Here is a 15,254-nt window from a genome sequence, read left to right as displayed (position 1 = left end):
TTCTGTGAAAAATCTTGCGGTTTTTTTCTATCGAAAAAAATCAAGCATTTTTGTACTAGGGATGTAACAGCGTAGGATTTATAAGGAGCTGGAGTATGCAACACACAATTATGCTGTCTTTAGAGAACGACAATGAAGAGCTCGCATCTATCATGAATCGGGTCGTTACCGCCTCATCAAGCATTCTTTCTGCTTCTAAATGTTCTGAATCCGATAAACAATTTAATATTTCTAAAGCAGCAGAAGCTCCCTACAAAATATCCGCTGTAGCAGCAACCACGTTTTTAGAGTAGACCGTATACCAATCTGGGGCGTTTCTTCGTATAGGAGTGGTGGATACTCCTCCGCTCAGAGCAATAATTTTTTGTATTCTAGCGGCATAAGCAGAATCCTTTTCCAAGGCTTCTGCGTAACGAACAAATAGAGCTGCTCCAGATCCAGTGAGCCCCACGTAAGCGGGAATTCCTTCCCAAAGATCTTCCAGCCAGCGTTTTTTGGCTTTCAAGTCCAAACGCAAACGGAAAACGGGGTTCTCTAAGTCATTTCGATCATAATTTATATTCCTGCTAAGAGAATAATCCGTAGGTTTTACAGCCGCAAAAGCCCTGCTGGTTAACATTCCTGCTTCAGATAAATATAAAACATATTTATCTAGAACATTGTCTTCCAAAGACACAATCTCCTCGCCCCGCCCAAATCCTAGCGCAGATCCTGAAGAAAAGAAAAAAGGCGTATCCATACCTACATATTTCGCTAAAGAGCGCATCTCTTCTTCGGATAAACCCGTTTGAAACAGCTTATTCAAAGCAAATAATGCCGTTGCAGCATTACTACTTCCTCCTGCAAGCCCCGATCCAACGGGAATATGCTTGACTATACGCCAAGTTACAGGATCGGTAATCCCTGTGTATTGACGGAAAAGCTCCGTGCTTTTCCAAACAGAATTATTAGGAGTTTCAAGCTGAGGAATATTGACAACATGCAGAGAATCACAAGAGCTTACCGATAGAGAGAGTTGATCCCCAAAGGCTACGGCTTGATAGCGAGTGACTATCTCATGAAAACCATCATCTCGTTTGCCAAGCAACTGCAAAAAGATATTAAGCTTGGCGGGAGAAAAAAAATGCATAACTAAAATAAAAAAAAGCGATGGGGAAGAAAGAATTTCTTCCCCCAATAAACAAAAAGACTAGCCTTCTTGTTCTTCTGTAATTTGGTGTTCTTTTTGTTCAACGATTTCGTGATCGGCACGAACTTCAATATGAAGATCTGCAGTCACGCCTTCCTTTAATTTCAGGCCGACTACATGTTTCCCTAAAGTTTTAACGCCACTGTGGGCACGAGGGAAATTTTTACGTGTAAGAACAACACCTTTTTGCTCAGCAGCACCAATGATATCATTCACGGTCACTGAACCGTACATATTGTTCTCAGAATCTACACGAACCTGAAAATCTAAAACAAGGCTTCTTAGCATCTCTGCCAAACGAAGAGACTCTTCCTTATCGGCTGCAGCCTGCAACAAACGTTGTTCCTGCAACTTAGCCTGCAAACGGAGAGTTCCCGCGCTAGCAACTACAGCTTTCTTTTTAGGAAGCAGGTAATTCCTAACGTATCCAGGTTTGGCAGAAACAAGATCGCCGGAACGTCCCAAGCCATCGACATCCTCTAACAAAAGTAATTGTGGTTTCATCCGTTATTCTTCCTTTAAGTTTAATCTTCTCCTACGAAAGGCAAAAGCCCAACATGTCGAGCTCTCTTAACGGCCTGAGCAAGTAGCGCTTGGAAGCGAGAAGAAACCCCAGTAATCCTTCTTGGTAGGATTTTTCCTCTTTCCGTAATAAACCTTTTTAGAGTGACGACGTCCTTGTAATCGATGGTCTTCCAACCCGCGGAAACAAAAGGACATTTCTTGGCGAAACGCTTCCTTCTGTGTTCATTATGAACAGGTCTATTCATACGTTCTCCTTAACTGTTATTCTGGCAATGTAGCAAATTCTAAAACTTCTTTAACAGCGGTTGCTTTAAGAGTCATAAATCGAAGAAGATCTTCGTTTAAATGATACTCTCTCCACAATTCGGCAATGGCTTCTGGGGCTACTGTGAAGTAAATGAAATAGTAATAACCCTCTCTAGCTCCACGAATTGTGTAAGCTAATTTTTTGCGCCCCTGATCGTGAATTTTCAGAACTTCGCCACCATAGTTGGTAATTCCAGAGGTAACTTTTTCTAAAGCCTTACGTCTAGCGTCTTCACTCAACGTCACGCTAAAAACATAGGCTCCCTCATAAAGTTGGCCTGTTTTTTTTTTCATTAAAAACTCCTAAGCTTTGACCTAGCTTCTTCCAATAACTATGGATAGCTACCCTATAAGAAGCGCCTCCATGTTATCGAAACTGATTATTTTTCAGGAACTTTTTTTCAAAAAGCGAATAGCAAATCTTTTTTGAATTAAAAACCTATCCAAGGCAAGATTTCTTCTACGCCTTTTTCTAAAAAATCATTTAATTGCTCTTTTTCATTACAAGAAAAATTAGACAGCACGTAATCAGCAACTCCTTCTGCCTGAGGACTAGGTCTTCCTACCCCAAGCCGTAATTGCCAGTAATGATTAGTTTGCAAAGACTGCGTGGTATGCTTAACTCCATTATGCCCTCCAGAACCACAATCCTGTCGAAAGCGTATAGAGCCGAACTCCCTATTTATATCGTCTGCAACAACGAGGATATCTTCTACAGAAATAGAGAAAAACTTTTTAGCAGCGAGAACAGCTTTACCTGTAAGATTCACATAAGTTGTGGGTTTGATAAGAATAACTGCTCCGTTTGCTGTATCCACCTTCACAAACGAAGCAAAAAGACGCGGAGTTTCGCGAAACTCGCAAGAAAAGCGAGAAGCCAGAAAGTCCAACAGAAGAAATCCTATATTGTGTCTTGTCCAGACATACTGTCTTCCAGGATTTCCTATGCCAACAACCAGCTTCACCATAATAATAGATCTTATCGTCGAGCTACTGTTACTACAACTTCTTTGAGAGATTTAACCGGTCTAATCCCCTCTGGGATGCAAATATCCGACAGTTTTAATGTCTGAGAAAGTCCTAAAGATTGCACATCCAATTCTAAAAATGGAACAATATCCTTAGGCTTACAAGCAACGCGCACGCAACGAATCACCTGTCTCAAAGATCCCCCTAATTTCACCCCAACACAGTCCACTGTATTGATGCAGCGAATAGGAATATTCAAACGAACTTCGCGATCTTCTACTAATTCTTCAAAATCAAGATGTATCACATCGTAAGTCGTTACATGATACTGAATGTCTTTAACTAAAGCCTTGATTTCTCGTCCTTCGTAAGAAAGAGTAAAGACTGTAGACGCCAAAGCTCCACTCTCTAAAGTTGAAAGAAACTTATTGAAAACATGCGCATCAACAACAATATTGGCTAAGCTTTTTCCACCGGAATAAAGAACAGCTGGAATTCCACCCTGCTGACGGATTTTTTTAATAACAGACTTCTTATCAGTCTCACGACGTTGAACTACGAGTTCCATAAATTGCTATTCTCCATTACCTTGAGCTAAAAGGCCTTTGATAAGGCCTTTGGGGCTTTTTTTCCCTCAACCGGATAAACGGTCCTACGCGCTATACCAGCCGGCCTTAAAACGGCACGTACGAAGAATTTCTCTCCGAGCAAGCGCCTACCATGGTACTTGCAGCCTCTGATTATTATCAAGCCTTCTGTTCCCTCGGATAGTCCTAACAAGAATCTCCTTTCGAGAAGAGAGCTATATTAAATCAGACATAGGGGGGAGCAAAAGACATTTCTGGGGTGGAAGGATTCGAACCTCCGATGCGCGGTACCAAAAACCGCTGCCTTACCGCTTGGCCACACCCCAACAGAAGAGTTCGAGTGTATACTATGAAACCTTTTTATCGGTAGAAAAAATTCTCAAAAACCAAAGTTTTTTACGTTTATGTGAAAACGTGTGCAGTCTACGGCCTTCTAAAAGGAACCAAAAAACTTTTCCAACCCAACAACTAACTCCAACAAAAAACCCCTTGATTATTTTTTATAAAAAAAATAATCAAAAGGTTAATTTAATTAACAAAAACAAAAACCTGCTAATGAAGATTATTCACACAGCCATCGAATTTGCTCCGGTCATCAAAGCCGGAGGCCTGGGAGACGCACTATACGGACTAGCAAAAGCTTTAGCAGCTAATCATACCACGGAAGTAGTTATCCCTTTATACCCCCAACTATTTACTTCGCTCCAGGAACAGGATCTTTGCTCCGTTCAAAAAATTTCCTATTTTTTTGCTGGAGAACAGGAAGCCACTGCCTTCTCTTATTTTCATGAAGGGATTAAGATAACTCTACTCAAATTGGACTCGCAGCCGGAATTATTTGAAGAAGCCAAAACAATCTATACAAATGATGATGCGTTTCGTTTTTGTGCTTTTTCTGCCGCTGCTGCAGCTTACATTCAAAAAGAAGGTGCTGACATTGTTCACTTGCATGATTGGCATGTTGGATTAGTCGCCGGATTACTCAAACAACAACCCTGCCCTCAGCTACAAAAAATCGTTCTTACCTTACACAACTTTGGTTACCGAGGGTATACAACACGAGAAATATTAGAGGCTTCGTCTCTAAATGAATTTTATCTGAGCCACTACCAACTATTTCGAGATCCACAAACCTGTGTCTTATTAAAAGGAGCTTTGTATTGTTCGGACTTTGTGACCACTGTCTCTCCCACATATGCTAAAGAAATCCTTCAAGATTACTCAGACTATGAGATCCACGATGCCGTTACTGCTAGACAACACCATCTTCGAGGAATCTTAAATGGAATAGACCCTGCGATCTGGGGGCCAGAAACCGATCCGAATTTAGCGAAAAACTATAGCAAAGAACTTTTTGAAAACCCTCCTGCCTTCTTTGAAGCAAAAGCAGAAAACAAAAAAGCTCTTTATGAAACCTTAGGGCTTTCTTTAGAAAAATCTCCTTGTTTATGCATCATTTCTAGAATCGCGGAGCAAAAGGGCCCGGAGTTCATGAAGCAGGCGATCCTTCACGCCATGGAAAATGCTTATACTGTGATCATCATAGGAACGTGTTATGGAGAGCGACTGCAGGAAGAATTCTCTAATCTACAAGAATCTTTAGCAACCTCCCCAAATGTGCGCATTCTTTTAACCTATAGTGATGCACTAGCGCGGCAAATTTTCGCTGCAGCAGACATGATCTGCATTCCCTCTATGTTTGAACCTTGCGGACTTACTCAAATGATTGGTATGCGCTATGGAACAGTGCCATTAGTAAGAGCAACAGGAGGATTAGCAGACACAGTGACTCATGGAGTCAATGGTTTTTCTTTCTATAACCCTCATGATTTCCACGAATTCCGCAACATGCTTTCGGAGGCTGTTGACACCTACCGCAACAAGCGAGACAAGTGGGAATGCATCGTCCGCGCATGCTTAGAGTTTTCCTCTGATTTAGAGACCGCTGCCAATAAATACGTAGAAATTTACAAACAGTAACCTTGCCTATGACTCGCTATCTAGCGAGTCATTTTTCTGTAATAAATGATTTTTATTTACCCAAATATATTCTACTCCAGAGCACACAGAGTAAAACGCGACCAAAGAAACGACAATCGTGGCAAAAAACTCTAAATCATCCGTAGAGATAATCCCTTTAGCACAGAAAAACATGGCAAAAATAATGAAAAAGAAACTGATAGCCTGAAGAATAGCTTTTAACTTTCCACTTGTTCTGGCAGCTAACACTTGTCCTCGACTCGCACACAACATACGCAAAGTACTTGTCACTGAATCTCTAGCTAAAAAAATAAAAACAAGTATGAGAGGAAGATTTACAGGAGGTTGTGTGAACGTCAGATAGAGCGAAATACGATACACACTATCTGCCATAGGATCTAGAAGCTTCCCTAGGTCCGTCACCTGGGAAAATTTCCTCGCAATATATCCATCCACAGCATCCGTAATTTCAGCCATAACGAGCAAAAAGAGTAAAACGTAAGGCAAAACTGTTGCGGATAGACCAAACCATCTCCCTTTCAAATAAAGAATCATAAAAATCGGTGTGATGAATAGACGAAAAACTGTCAGGCAGTTTGGTAAGCTCACTCTCATCTGTTCCTCAAGAATTCCTTGAATTCCCTAAGCTTAGCGCTACCACGCTGCGCGCTTCACGCCAGACATCTTTTTTTTGAAAAAGTCTGTTCCCTCGAGCACCACCAATCAGCCTCATTTGTCGTGTCTCTTCTGTAAAAAGGGAAAACTTCTCTCAAAAAAGCACTCTTTCTTAGTTCTCTCATTCTTAGCATTTCTAGAATTTATCGCTAGTTTTTCTGGTCGAGGATCAAGAATAAACCGATTCTTATGAAATTAAAAAAAAACCTGTCGATAACACTATGCCTAACGCCGTTCTTTTCTCCTATCACTAGGATATTTCTCGCCTTGTTCAATTAATAGAGCTTCCACTAGTATGTTCCTCTAGGAATCCGGAGATTCTTCAAAAGAGTCGGCCCCGTTTCTGCCGTATCCACATACGCATAGCGATTCCTTTTCTCAGATATCTAGGAGTTTTTTATGTCCTCACAACCTTTAACTCTTCAAGCCATGATAGCGGCCATTCTACGTTTTTGGAGCGAACAAGGATGCATCATTCATCAAGGATATGATTTGGAAGTTGGGGCGGGGACATTCAACCCTGCTACCTTTCTTCACGCCCTAGGCCCGGAACCTTTTAAAACAGCTTATGTTGAACCGTCTCGACGTCCGCAGGACGGCCGTTATGGACAACATCCTAATCGCCTACAAAAATACCACCAATTGCAGGTCATCCTTAAACCTGTCCCCGAAAATTTTCTCTCTCTTTATCTAGAGTCTCTCAAAGTCATTGGCTTACATTTAGTTGACCACGACATTCGTTTCGTCCACGACGACTGGGAAAATCCTACGATTGGAGCCTGGGGGCTGGGATGGGAGGTATGGTTAAATGGCATGGAAATTACCCAACTCACCTATTTCCAAGCTGTAGGAAGTAAACCGCTAGATGCGATTAGCGGAGAAATTACTTACGGTGTTGAGCGGATCGCTATGTATCTGCAGAAAAAAAATTCTGTCTATGACGTGATGTGGAATGATTCCTTAACCTATGGGGATATTACTCGCCATGCAGAACAAGTCTGGAGTCAATATAATTTTGAGACCGCCAACACCTCCATGTGGTTAAAACATTTTGAAGACTTCGCTGCCGAAGCTTTGGCTACATTAGATCAAGGCCTCCCTCTCCCTGCTTATGATTTTGTCATTAAAGCCTCCCATGCATTTAATATGCTTGACTCTAGAGGAGTGATTTCTGTTACCGAGCGCACGCGCTACATTGCTAAGATTCGCCAATTAGCACGCGCTGTTGCAGATAAATACGTAATGTGGAGAGAATCTCTCGGATTCCCTCTTCTTAAAACGCTTCCTTCCTCTCCGAAGGCAACACCTAGACCGATTCCTCATGTCAGCCAAAATGAAGACTTTTTGCTGGAAATTGGAAGTGAAGAACTCCCTGCATCCTTTGTTCCCATTGGAATTCAACAACTTGAATCTTTAGCCAAAAAACTTCTCGCGGAACATAACATCTCCTATGAGCACTTGGAAGTACTGGGAACTCCTCGACGATTAGCTTTACGTATACAAGGCCTGAGCCATGTAACCATTCGTCCGGAAACAGAGAAAAAAGGGCCTCCCCTCTCCCTATTATTTGAAGAGAACGGATCCCTGTCTTCTCAAGGAGAACAGTTCTTTGCCTCTCACGGATTATCCATTTCTCATCGAAGTGCTCTAGATCAATCTTCTACCGTCTGCCGCGTCCGTTCCATTAAAGGGATCGATTACCTATTTCTTGTCATACCCGAAGAGCGTAAAGAAACCGCTTCTATTCTTGCGCACGAACTTCCTTTATTGATTCAGGCGATCCAGTTCCCCAAAAAAATGACTTGGGATAACGGAGGCGTCGAATATGCTCGACCCATTCGTTGGTTAGTTGCTTTATATGGAGATCAAATTCTTCCTTTTTCTCTAGGATTCGTTGCATCCGGTAACCTTTCTTGGGGACACCGACAGCTAGATAACCGTCAGTTAACCATCTCATCTAGCAAAGCCTACATCGATACATTGCGAGAGGCCTGCGTGATCGTTTCTCACAAAGAACGTCGATCTATTATTGAGCAGGGGCTGCAAAATTTCACAGGAAATCAAACCGAAGCCATAGCTCCAGAGCATCTCATAGAAGAAAACGTCTTTCTAACAGAGCATCCTTTTGTGATCTGCGCCCAATTTGATCCAGATTTCTGTTCTCTTCCTAAAGAACTGTTAATAGCGGAAATGATTCAGCACCAACGTTATTTCCCTATTCAAAACTTAGAAGGCCAAATAACCAATCGATTTTTAATTGTTTGTGATAACTCTCCGACCGATATCATGATTGAGGGGAATGAAAAGGCCTTGGCGCCACGTCTAACGGATGGAAATTTCCTATTTAAGCTTGATCTCCAAACTCCTCTGGACTCTTTTGTAAAGAAACTAGAGTCCGTCACGTATTTTGATGCCTTGGGGAGTTTAGCAGAGAAAACAGCTCGCTTGAAAAAGCATTTAGAAGAAGCCTTCCCGCTTCTCCCTTTATGTGCAAAAGAAGATATCGACATTGCCATACACTATTGCAAAGCAGATCTCGTATCTTCCGTGGTCAATGAGTTTCCCGAATTACAAGGAGTTATGGGGAAATACTACCTGCAAAATGCAGCTCTACCTAAAGCCGCAGCAATAGCTATCGGGGAACATCTGCAGCACATTACCCTAGGTTCCAACATCTCAACAACAGGAGCTTTGTTAAGTATTCTTGACCGAGCAGACAATCTACTCTCCTGTTTTATTCTTGGACTGTGCCCCACATCTTCCCGAGATCCTTATGCTTTGCGCAGGCAATCGCTAGAGATTCTCACCCTGCTCCACACAACACAGAGTTCTGTAGACATAGTTGAGCTATTTTCTCGCCTTATTCGACATTTCCCTTGTAATCTTCCCAATGTGGAGTGGTCGCCTGATGAAGTCCTGCACAAACTCTGTTCTTTTGTTTGGGGACGATTAAAAACTATTTTATCCTCTCTAGGATTTGCCAAAGACATTATTGCTTTAGTCCTTACTGAACAAAGCCCGAAAAATCCTTTAATCATTATCCAAAGCGCTCTGGCGATCCAGGAACTTAAGAACACGCAAACTCTAGAAACCATTGCAGCCACACACAATCGGCTGAAAAAAATTCTAGCCTCTTTGTCGTTCTCTATTACAGAATCCGTATTCTCTCTACAAACTTTAGAAGATGTTTCTTTCAAACAAGCTTTGGAGAATTTTACAAAAGAAACAGCCTCTCTTCCAATTAGCTCCAGAGAGTACCTGTATCATCTAAAAGATTTGTCTCAAAGCACCGAAGCCTTTTTAGACTCTGTACGTGTTGCGGATGACAATGAAAATATTCGGAATCAACGCATAGCGTTGCTAGTAGACGCTCAAAAATGTTTTGGTTTTTATGCTTGGGATGTTCTCTAAGCAAGAGAGAAATATTCCGCAAAGAAAAAGCCCTCCTTTTATAAAAAGAGGGCTTTTTAGACCTTTTATTCTATCGTCTGGGGAATTAAGGTAACGTCCATGACCTCCACAGAAGAGTCTCCAACAGCAATTGTGATTATCGCGGGCTGCTCTGGGAATTCTTGACCAGGGAAAGCGGCTAGAAAAGCATCAATCTCCCCAATCATAGGATCTTGAACCGGAGGATAAATAAGCGGAACTGCTCCCGATTTAGCAAGAACTACAAAATCAGCAAATGCTGCTAATAAAGAATCCTCCATAGAAGTGGCTACTTCAAAAAGAGGCTCAAAAGAACACCCTTCGGAACGATCTAACAACACAACCAAAGTGAGTTTGTCGCACTCTCTTGCATGTTGTAGAGCTTTCTCGTAGCTATAAAATACACAAGTATCCTTTCTCTGCCCACACAAGTCCTCCTCTGCTTCTTGTTGATGCGGTTTGTCCTCTTGTGAGAAAGCCTCAGTTGCAGGAAGAACCAGAATCAGCGAGAATAAGGCCAACAAGAATCGCATAAGAAAACTCCTCTTCTACTCAAACAAAAAATTTTTTCGATCAAGGCTATCACAATGCGACAAAAATAGCTGCTTAAATAAGAAGTGGAAAACTAAATTCTTTCCTGAGAAGCGAGCAATCCCTCCAATTCCTGACTCTGTAAACTTTGTAATTCGTTTAGAATGCAAGTGGAACCGAATCCCAATCCAGCACTCTTAATCACTTCATGAGCAGAATCTAGTAGCGAAGAGACAGAAGAAGGGCGCGCAAGGGCTGTCCCCGCGGCTTCCGAAGCAACAAAACTCAAGGCCTTAGGAGACGAAGCGGTTAAAGCCGCCCCACAAAACAAAGAAAATGTAAATGCGGTTAATAAAAAGTGAAGACTTCTCATAAAAACCAACAAAAAGAGAATTAAAGCTTCAAAATTTTATAATAAAACAAACTAATAATCAACGTTTAATCTTAAAGATTAAAGGATTCTTTATCAAAAACCAGAGAGACTGTAACCCTCTCCTCAGTAAGGCGAACATATTCTTGCAAAGAATCCAATCCTTTCCCTGTCTGCTGGCATAATTTTCGTTTTTTATCTCGCCAATGCTTGTCTAATAATTTTTGAATCGATTGTACAACAATATCCCGCATAAGTTCCGTATTCATACGTCTGTCCACAAGAAGCGACATCGCTTCAGTCCCCCAAGCCAAAGCCATCATATCATCCATAGAAGGCAATGCCTGTCTTTCATTGTAGTGATTCATAGCCATGACAAAGATAGATCGATATTCTGCACAATGAAACTGTTCAGGAGAAAGATAGTGCTTCACAGTTGCTGGCACAAACTCCTCTTCGGGTTTAGCAAATAACAAACACCGGATTACGTCTGCTTCTAGAATCATTCCTGGAGAAATTTTTTTTGAAACTTTCTTTTCTGGAGGGGTTTCTGAAGAAGACCCATGATCAGAAGGCTCCTTTTTCGCTACAGCCTTTTTTCCTTTCTCTTCAGCAGACGTAATAGAGGAAAGATAACTAAAAACTGCAGGTTCTGGCACTTTAACCAAAGAAGCTAATTGTTTAAGGTATTCATGAATGGTAATAGGGCTTCCCCAATGCCGAACCTGTTGAATTACCTCTTCTACTACTCGAGCCTTTTCCCTAGGAGTGAACTGCTCATAAGAACGAATCTTATGCCAGACAAGAAACGAAAGATAATCCTCTCCTCTATCTAATAACTCCCGTAGCTCTTCTGGCCCCTTCTGCATTAAAAAAGAATCTGGATCCTGCCCAGAAGGGAGCCGACAAACTATCGCGGTAATCCCTGCTGTCTGGCAAAGATCTCCAACTCGCAACGAAGCCTTCTCCCCAGCAGCATCCCCATCAAATAGCAAATACGCTTTAGAGACCCCCAATTTTACAAGCTCTTTCACATGGGTCTCTGTAAAAGAAGTCCCTTGAGCAGCTAAAGTACAATTAAAACCAAAATCGATCATTTGCAAACAATCGGCCTGGCCTTCAACTAAAATCACCCTGCGTTCTTTAGCTATGCGTTTACGCGAAAATTGCAACCCATACAATACTCGAGATTTTTTAAATAAAATAGTCTCTGGAGAATTAATATATTTTCCACCTCGTCCCCCTTCTTTAAATCTTCTAGAAGAAAAACCGATTGTATAACCCAAGGAATCTTGAATAGGGAACATGATTCTTTGAGCAAATAAAAACCAATCTTTAGATAGATATCCTGCCCACTCCAACTGTTTTACAGAGATCCCCCTCTCTTCCATTGCTCGGACAAACAATTTTTGCTCAGGAGCGTACCCTATCTGAAAACGGTCTACAGTATCTGGAGAAAACCCTCGCTTATATAAATAAGCTAATGCTTCTTCTCCTTCCGGCAAATGCAATAAACAATATTGGAAAAAACGTTCAGCCTCCTTGTTAATGCGACGCAGACATTCTTTCGAATCTTTGCTAGAGGGCTCTTGAATTTTTGTTTTAACAACAAGGTCAACATGAAACTTTTTAGCTAGAAAAAGTACAGCTTCCGAAAATGAATACCCCTGTTGCTTCATAAGAAAGTTGATCGCATCACCATGTGCCCCACATCCATAGCAATGGTAATGTCCTCTAGTTGGGTACACAATAAACGATGGAGTTTTCTCATCATGAAAAGGGCAGCATGCCTTATAATCCGCCCCACTACGCTTCAGATGCACGTATTCACTAAGAACGCTAACAATATCGATACTGTGCTTTAGAGTCTCTAAGCTCTCTTCTGTGTAATACATACTAGCCTAGCTCCCCTCCCTTATTTACTCCTCTCTCTTATGATCTCTATCAAGAATATAAGAGGCCTAAACGCATGGTTACATGCGCTGCCTTCCCCTAGCCATAAGCGAGATGCATGGTACCGCACCGCGATTTTCTTGGAAATGCGAGACTATTTTTCATTATGACAATTGTGTTTTTGCTTAAGAACTTTACGCTCGGAAGTCTTGTATTCCCCAAAAATTCAGCACCGTTGTACACTCTGCGTGTCGAAGGTTCCCTGGCTAACAAGAGCCTGTCCTATTGCCAAAAAATAAAAAATTTTTTTGATCACGCGATACTAGATAAAGCTATGACACAAAAACTAACCCCAATGATGCAGCAATGGCAGCAGTGCAAAGAGCAAGCTGGTGATTGTCTGTTGTTATTTCGCCTTGGAGAGTTTTACGAAGCTTTCTTTGATGACGCCCTAGTCTTAGCTCAAAATCTAGATATTACTTTGACCCAACGACAAAACGTTCCCATGAGCGGCATCCCAGCAGCTAATCTAGATGGTTATGTGGATCGTTTGGTGAGCAGAGGATTTAAGGTGGCCATCGCAGAACAAGCTGACCACGTCGAAGGAGGCAAAGGTCTCGTACCTCGAACGATTAGCCGTTTAATTACTCCTGGAGCCCTGTTATCATCTTCTTTGCTCCCAGAAAAAGCGAATAACTACATTGTTGCCATCAATCAGGTGGGCTCTTTATACGGACTTTCCTGTTTAGACCTGTCAACAGGGGCTTTCCTCGTTGCAGAATACGATAACACAAAAGACCTTATTGAAGCGATCTGCCGCCTTGCTCCTTCTGAATTATTAAGCCATGCAAAATTTTATCAAAAAAATGAAGCTGTTATAAAACAGCTTCAACAGCACTTGCGCATCACGTTATCGGAATATGCTTCTTGGGCTTTTGAATATCAATCTGCAACAAAAAAATTATATTCTTGCTTTCAAGTTTCTTCTTTAGATGGATTTGGGCTGCAAGGATTAGTTCCTGCTATTAATGCTGCTGGTGCTCTTCTTTCCTATATTCAAGATAAACTCCTTCTCCCGATCTCCCATCTTTCCATTCCCAAAATTTATGGGCAACATAAGCACTTGCTCATCGACAAGGCATCTCAAACCAATTTAGAGTTACTGTCCGCTATTCATGGCGGACACGGTAAAGGATCTTTGCTTCAAGTCATGGAACGGACTTCCACTCCAATGGGAGGCAGACTGTTAAGGAATACCCTCATCAATCCCTTCTATGATCTAAAAGAAATTACTCTCCGACAGGATTGTGTAGAATTTTTCCTGCAGCAAGAAGCTCTTAGAAAACAGGTAAAACGCCATTTATCTTGTGTAAGAGACCTAGAGCGTCTGGCTACTAAGATCTCGACAACTTTAGCCAGCCCCAAGGATATTGGGATGCTTCGGGATTCTCTGCTTGCCTGCTCACATATTGCTAATGATCTGCAAAACTGCTCCCTCCCAGAATTTCTCTCAAATAAGTTTCTAATTGCTCAGCCCTTAAAGTCTCTAATAGAAACTTTATCAACCGAGTTATTTGAAGAGCTTCCTTTAAAAGTTTCCGATGGGAATATTTTTGTTGATCACCACCATCAAGATCTTTTACGACTAAGGAATCTCAAAGAAAACTCTAAATCTTGGATTCTTGAATACCAAGACCGCATTCGCCAAGAGACAGATATTAAAAAGCTCAAAGTCTGTTATGCCCAAGCGCTAGGGTACTACATTGAGGTTGCTAGCAATCTTGCTCCCCAACTTCCTAAAGAGTTTATTCGCAGACAGTCTCGCCTACATGCAGAGCGTTTCACCACCCAAGAGCTTCAACAATTCCAAGATGAAGTTTTTAGTGTCGAAGACAAGCTCCAAACTTTAGAAACTCAACTTTTCAAGGAGTTGTGTTTTTATATCTTGCAACAGAGAGATCTGATTCTGAAGCTTTCTACCGCAATCGCAGATTTGGACTATGTGGCATCTTTGGCAGAACTAGCCGCAGAATATGATTATCGCCGTCCTCTAGTTGATCATAGCGATGCTCTATCCATTACCAAAGGCATGCACCCTGTTGCCTTAACTTTACTGGATCGAGGAACTTTTATTCCCAATGATACCGTAATGCATAGCGCTCAAACTCGCATGATTCTCCTTACAGGACCCAATATGGCCGGGAAATCTACCTACATTCGCCAAATTGCATTACTGGTCATCATGGCGCAAATGGGATCTTTCATTCCAGCTCGCTCAGCTCATATTGGGATCATTGATAAAATTTTTACACGCATTGGGGCAGGAGACAATCTTTCTAAAGGGATGTCTACCTTTATGGTAGAAATGGCAGAAACAGCCAATATCTTACATAACGCAACAGACCGATCATTAGTTATCCTAGATGAAATTGGTCGAGGGACAAGCACCTATGATGGGCTGGCCATAGCCCAGGCCGTTGTAGAATTTCTTCTGTTTACAGAAGGGAAAAAAGCAAAAACTCTGTTTGCTACGCACTACAAAGAGCTTACAGAACTAGAGATGCATTGTCAGCATGTGGAAAATTTTCATGCTGTTGTCAAAGAAAATGGTGGTCAACCCATTTTTATGTATGAAATCGCAAAAGGCCACTCGAAAAAAAGTTTCGGAATTCATGTTGCCAAGCTTGCGGGATTCCCTCTTTCCGTTGTATCAAGAGCTCAACAGATTTTATATCAATTCGAAGGACCAGATCTGCGCCCGGAGCCAGAAAAGGCTCAACAGCTAATCATGTTTTAATTC

Annotated in this window: 14 protein-coding genes and 1 tRNA gene; 4 read left to right on the top strand and 11 right to left on the bottom strand. The window is 41.7% G+C overall.

Features of this window, described 5'->3' with window-relative positions; translation table 11 throughout:
- Window positions 1-95 precede the first annotated feature (95 nt).
- Window positions 96-293, top strand: coding sequence for a reticulate body protein Rbp-7 (gene rbp7 / locus B6E89_RS04425; RefSeq protein WP_035407736.1), 198 nt, complete (start codon window positions 96-98; stop codon window positions 291-293).
- Here rbp7 and ispE read toward each other — a convergent pair.
- From ispE to B6E89_RS04385, 7 genes are all read right to left on the bottom strand, one after another.
- The gene (gene ispE, locus B6E89_RS04420) at window positions 251-1,129 is read right to left on the bottom strand and encodes a 4-(cytidine 5'-diphospho)-2-C-methyl-D-erythritol kinase (protein ID WP_080133273.1); all 879 of its coding nucleotides are present in this window, start codon (window positions 1,127-1,129) and stop codon (window positions 251-253) included. The genes rbp7 and ispE overlap by 43 nt on opposite strands.
- A 60-nt stretch (window positions 1,130-1,189) precedes the next feature.
- Complete coding sequence (gene rplI / locus B6E89_RS04415) at window positions 1,190-1,693, bottom strand: 50S ribosomal protein L9 (RefSeq protein ID WP_035407733.1); 504 nt, start codon at window positions 1,691-1,693, stop codon at window positions 1,190-1,192.
- A gap of 20 nt (window positions 1,694-1,713) precedes the next feature.
- Window positions 1,714-1,959: a 30S ribosomal protein S18 gene (gene rpsR / locus B6E89_RS04410; protein ID WP_010229752.1), complete on the bottom strand. Its 246-nt coding sequence runs from the start codon at window positions 1,957-1,959 to the stop codon at window positions 1,714-1,716.
- 16 nt (window positions 1,960-1,975) lie between these two features.
- On the bottom strand, window positions 1,976-2,314 hold the full coding sequence (gene rpsF, locus B6E89_RS04405) for a 30S ribosomal protein S6 (RefSeq protein ID WP_035407729.1): 339 nt from the start codon (window positions 2,312-2,314) through the stop codon (window positions 1,976-1,978).
- Window positions 2,315-2,451: 137 nt separating this feature from the next.
- Window positions 2,452-2,988 (bottom strand): aminoacyl-tRNA hydrolase, encoded by a 537-nt coding sequence (pth, locus tag B6E89_RS04400; RefSeq protein ID WP_080133209.1) that lies wholly within the window; start codon window positions 2,986-2,988, stop codon window positions 2,452-2,454.
- A gap of 11 nt (window positions 2,989-2,999) precedes the next feature.
- Window positions 3,000-3,557: a 50S ribosomal protein L25/general stress protein Ctc gene (locus tag B6E89_RS04395; RefSeq protein WP_035407723.1), complete on the bottom strand. Its 558-nt coding sequence runs from the start codon at window positions 3,555-3,557 to the stop codon at window positions 3,000-3,002.
- A gap of 273 nt (window positions 3,558-3,830) precedes the next feature.
- Window positions 3,831-3,902: transfer RNA gene (locus B6E89_RS04385), tRNA-Gln, on the bottom strand.
- Window positions 3,903-4,131: 229 nt separating this feature from the next.
- On the opposite strand from B6E89_RS04385, the gene glgA reads away from it, so the two are divergent.
- Window positions 4,132-5,556 carry a glycogen synthase GlgA gene (gene glgA / locus B6E89_RS04380; protein ID WP_080133272.1) on the top strand — a complete coding sequence of 475 codons (1,425 nt, stop codon included), beginning with the start codon at window positions 4,132-4,134 and terminating at the stop codon, window positions 5,554-5,556.
- A gap of 6 nt (window positions 5,557-5,562) precedes the next feature.
- Here the strand turns inward: glgA and pgsA are convergent, their stop codons facing one another.
- Window positions 5,563-6,171: a CDP-diacylglycerol--glycerol-3-phosphate 3-phosphatidyltransferase gene (gene pgsA, locus B6E89_RS04375; RefSeq protein ID WP_080133208.1), complete on the bottom strand. Its 609-nt coding sequence runs from the start codon at window positions 6,169-6,171 to the stop codon at window positions 5,563-5,565.
- Window positions 6,172-6,630: 459 nt separating this feature from the next.
- Between pgsA and B6E89_RS04370 the strand changes: the two genes are divergently transcribed.
- Window positions 6,631-9,642 carry a glycine--tRNA ligase gene (locus B6E89_RS04370; protein ID WP_080133207.1) on the top strand — a complete coding sequence of 1,004 codons (3,012 nt, stop codon included), beginning with the start codon at window positions 6,631-6,633 and terminating at the stop codon, window positions 9,640-9,642.
- A gap of 65 nt (window positions 9,643-9,707) precedes the next feature.
- Here the strand turns inward: B6E89_RS04370 and B6E89_RS04365 are convergent, their stop codons facing one another.
- The 3 genes from B6E89_RS04365 to dnaG form a co-directional block, all read right to left on the bottom strand.
- Window positions 9,708-10,193, bottom strand: coding sequence for a hypothetical protein (locus tag B6E89_RS04365; protein WP_080133206.1), 486 nt, complete (start codon window positions 10,191-10,193; stop codon window positions 9,708-9,710).
- 92 nt (window positions 10,194-10,285) lie between these two features.
- Complete coding sequence (locus tag B6E89_RS04360) at window positions 10,286-10,573, bottom strand: hypothetical protein (protein ID WP_087878009.1); 288 nt, start codon at window positions 10,571-10,573, stop codon at window positions 10,286-10,288.
- A gap of 62 nt (window positions 10,574-10,635) precedes the next feature.
- The gene (gene dnaG, locus B6E89_RS04355; protein ID WP_080133205.1) at window positions 10,636-12,456 is read right to left on the bottom strand and encodes a DNA primase; all 1,821 of its coding nucleotides are present in this window, start codon (window positions 12,454-12,456) and stop codon (window positions 10,636-10,638) included.
- 332 nt (window positions 12,457-12,788) lie between these two features.
- Between dnaG and mutS the strand changes: the two genes are divergently transcribed.
- Entirely contained in the window at window positions 12,789-15,251 is a 2,463-nt protein-coding gene (mutS, locus tag B6E89_RS04350) for a DNA mismatch repair protein MutS (RefSeq protein ID WP_080133271.1), read from the top strand.
- Window positions 15,252-15,254: the final 3 nt, after the last annotated feature.

The organism is Chlamydia suis (assembly GCF_900169085.1).
GTDB lineage: Bacteria > Chlamydiota > Chlamydiia > Chlamydiales > Chlamydiaceae > Chlamydia > Chlamydia suis.
This window is presented reverse-complemented; position numbering and strand designations above follow the sequence as displayed.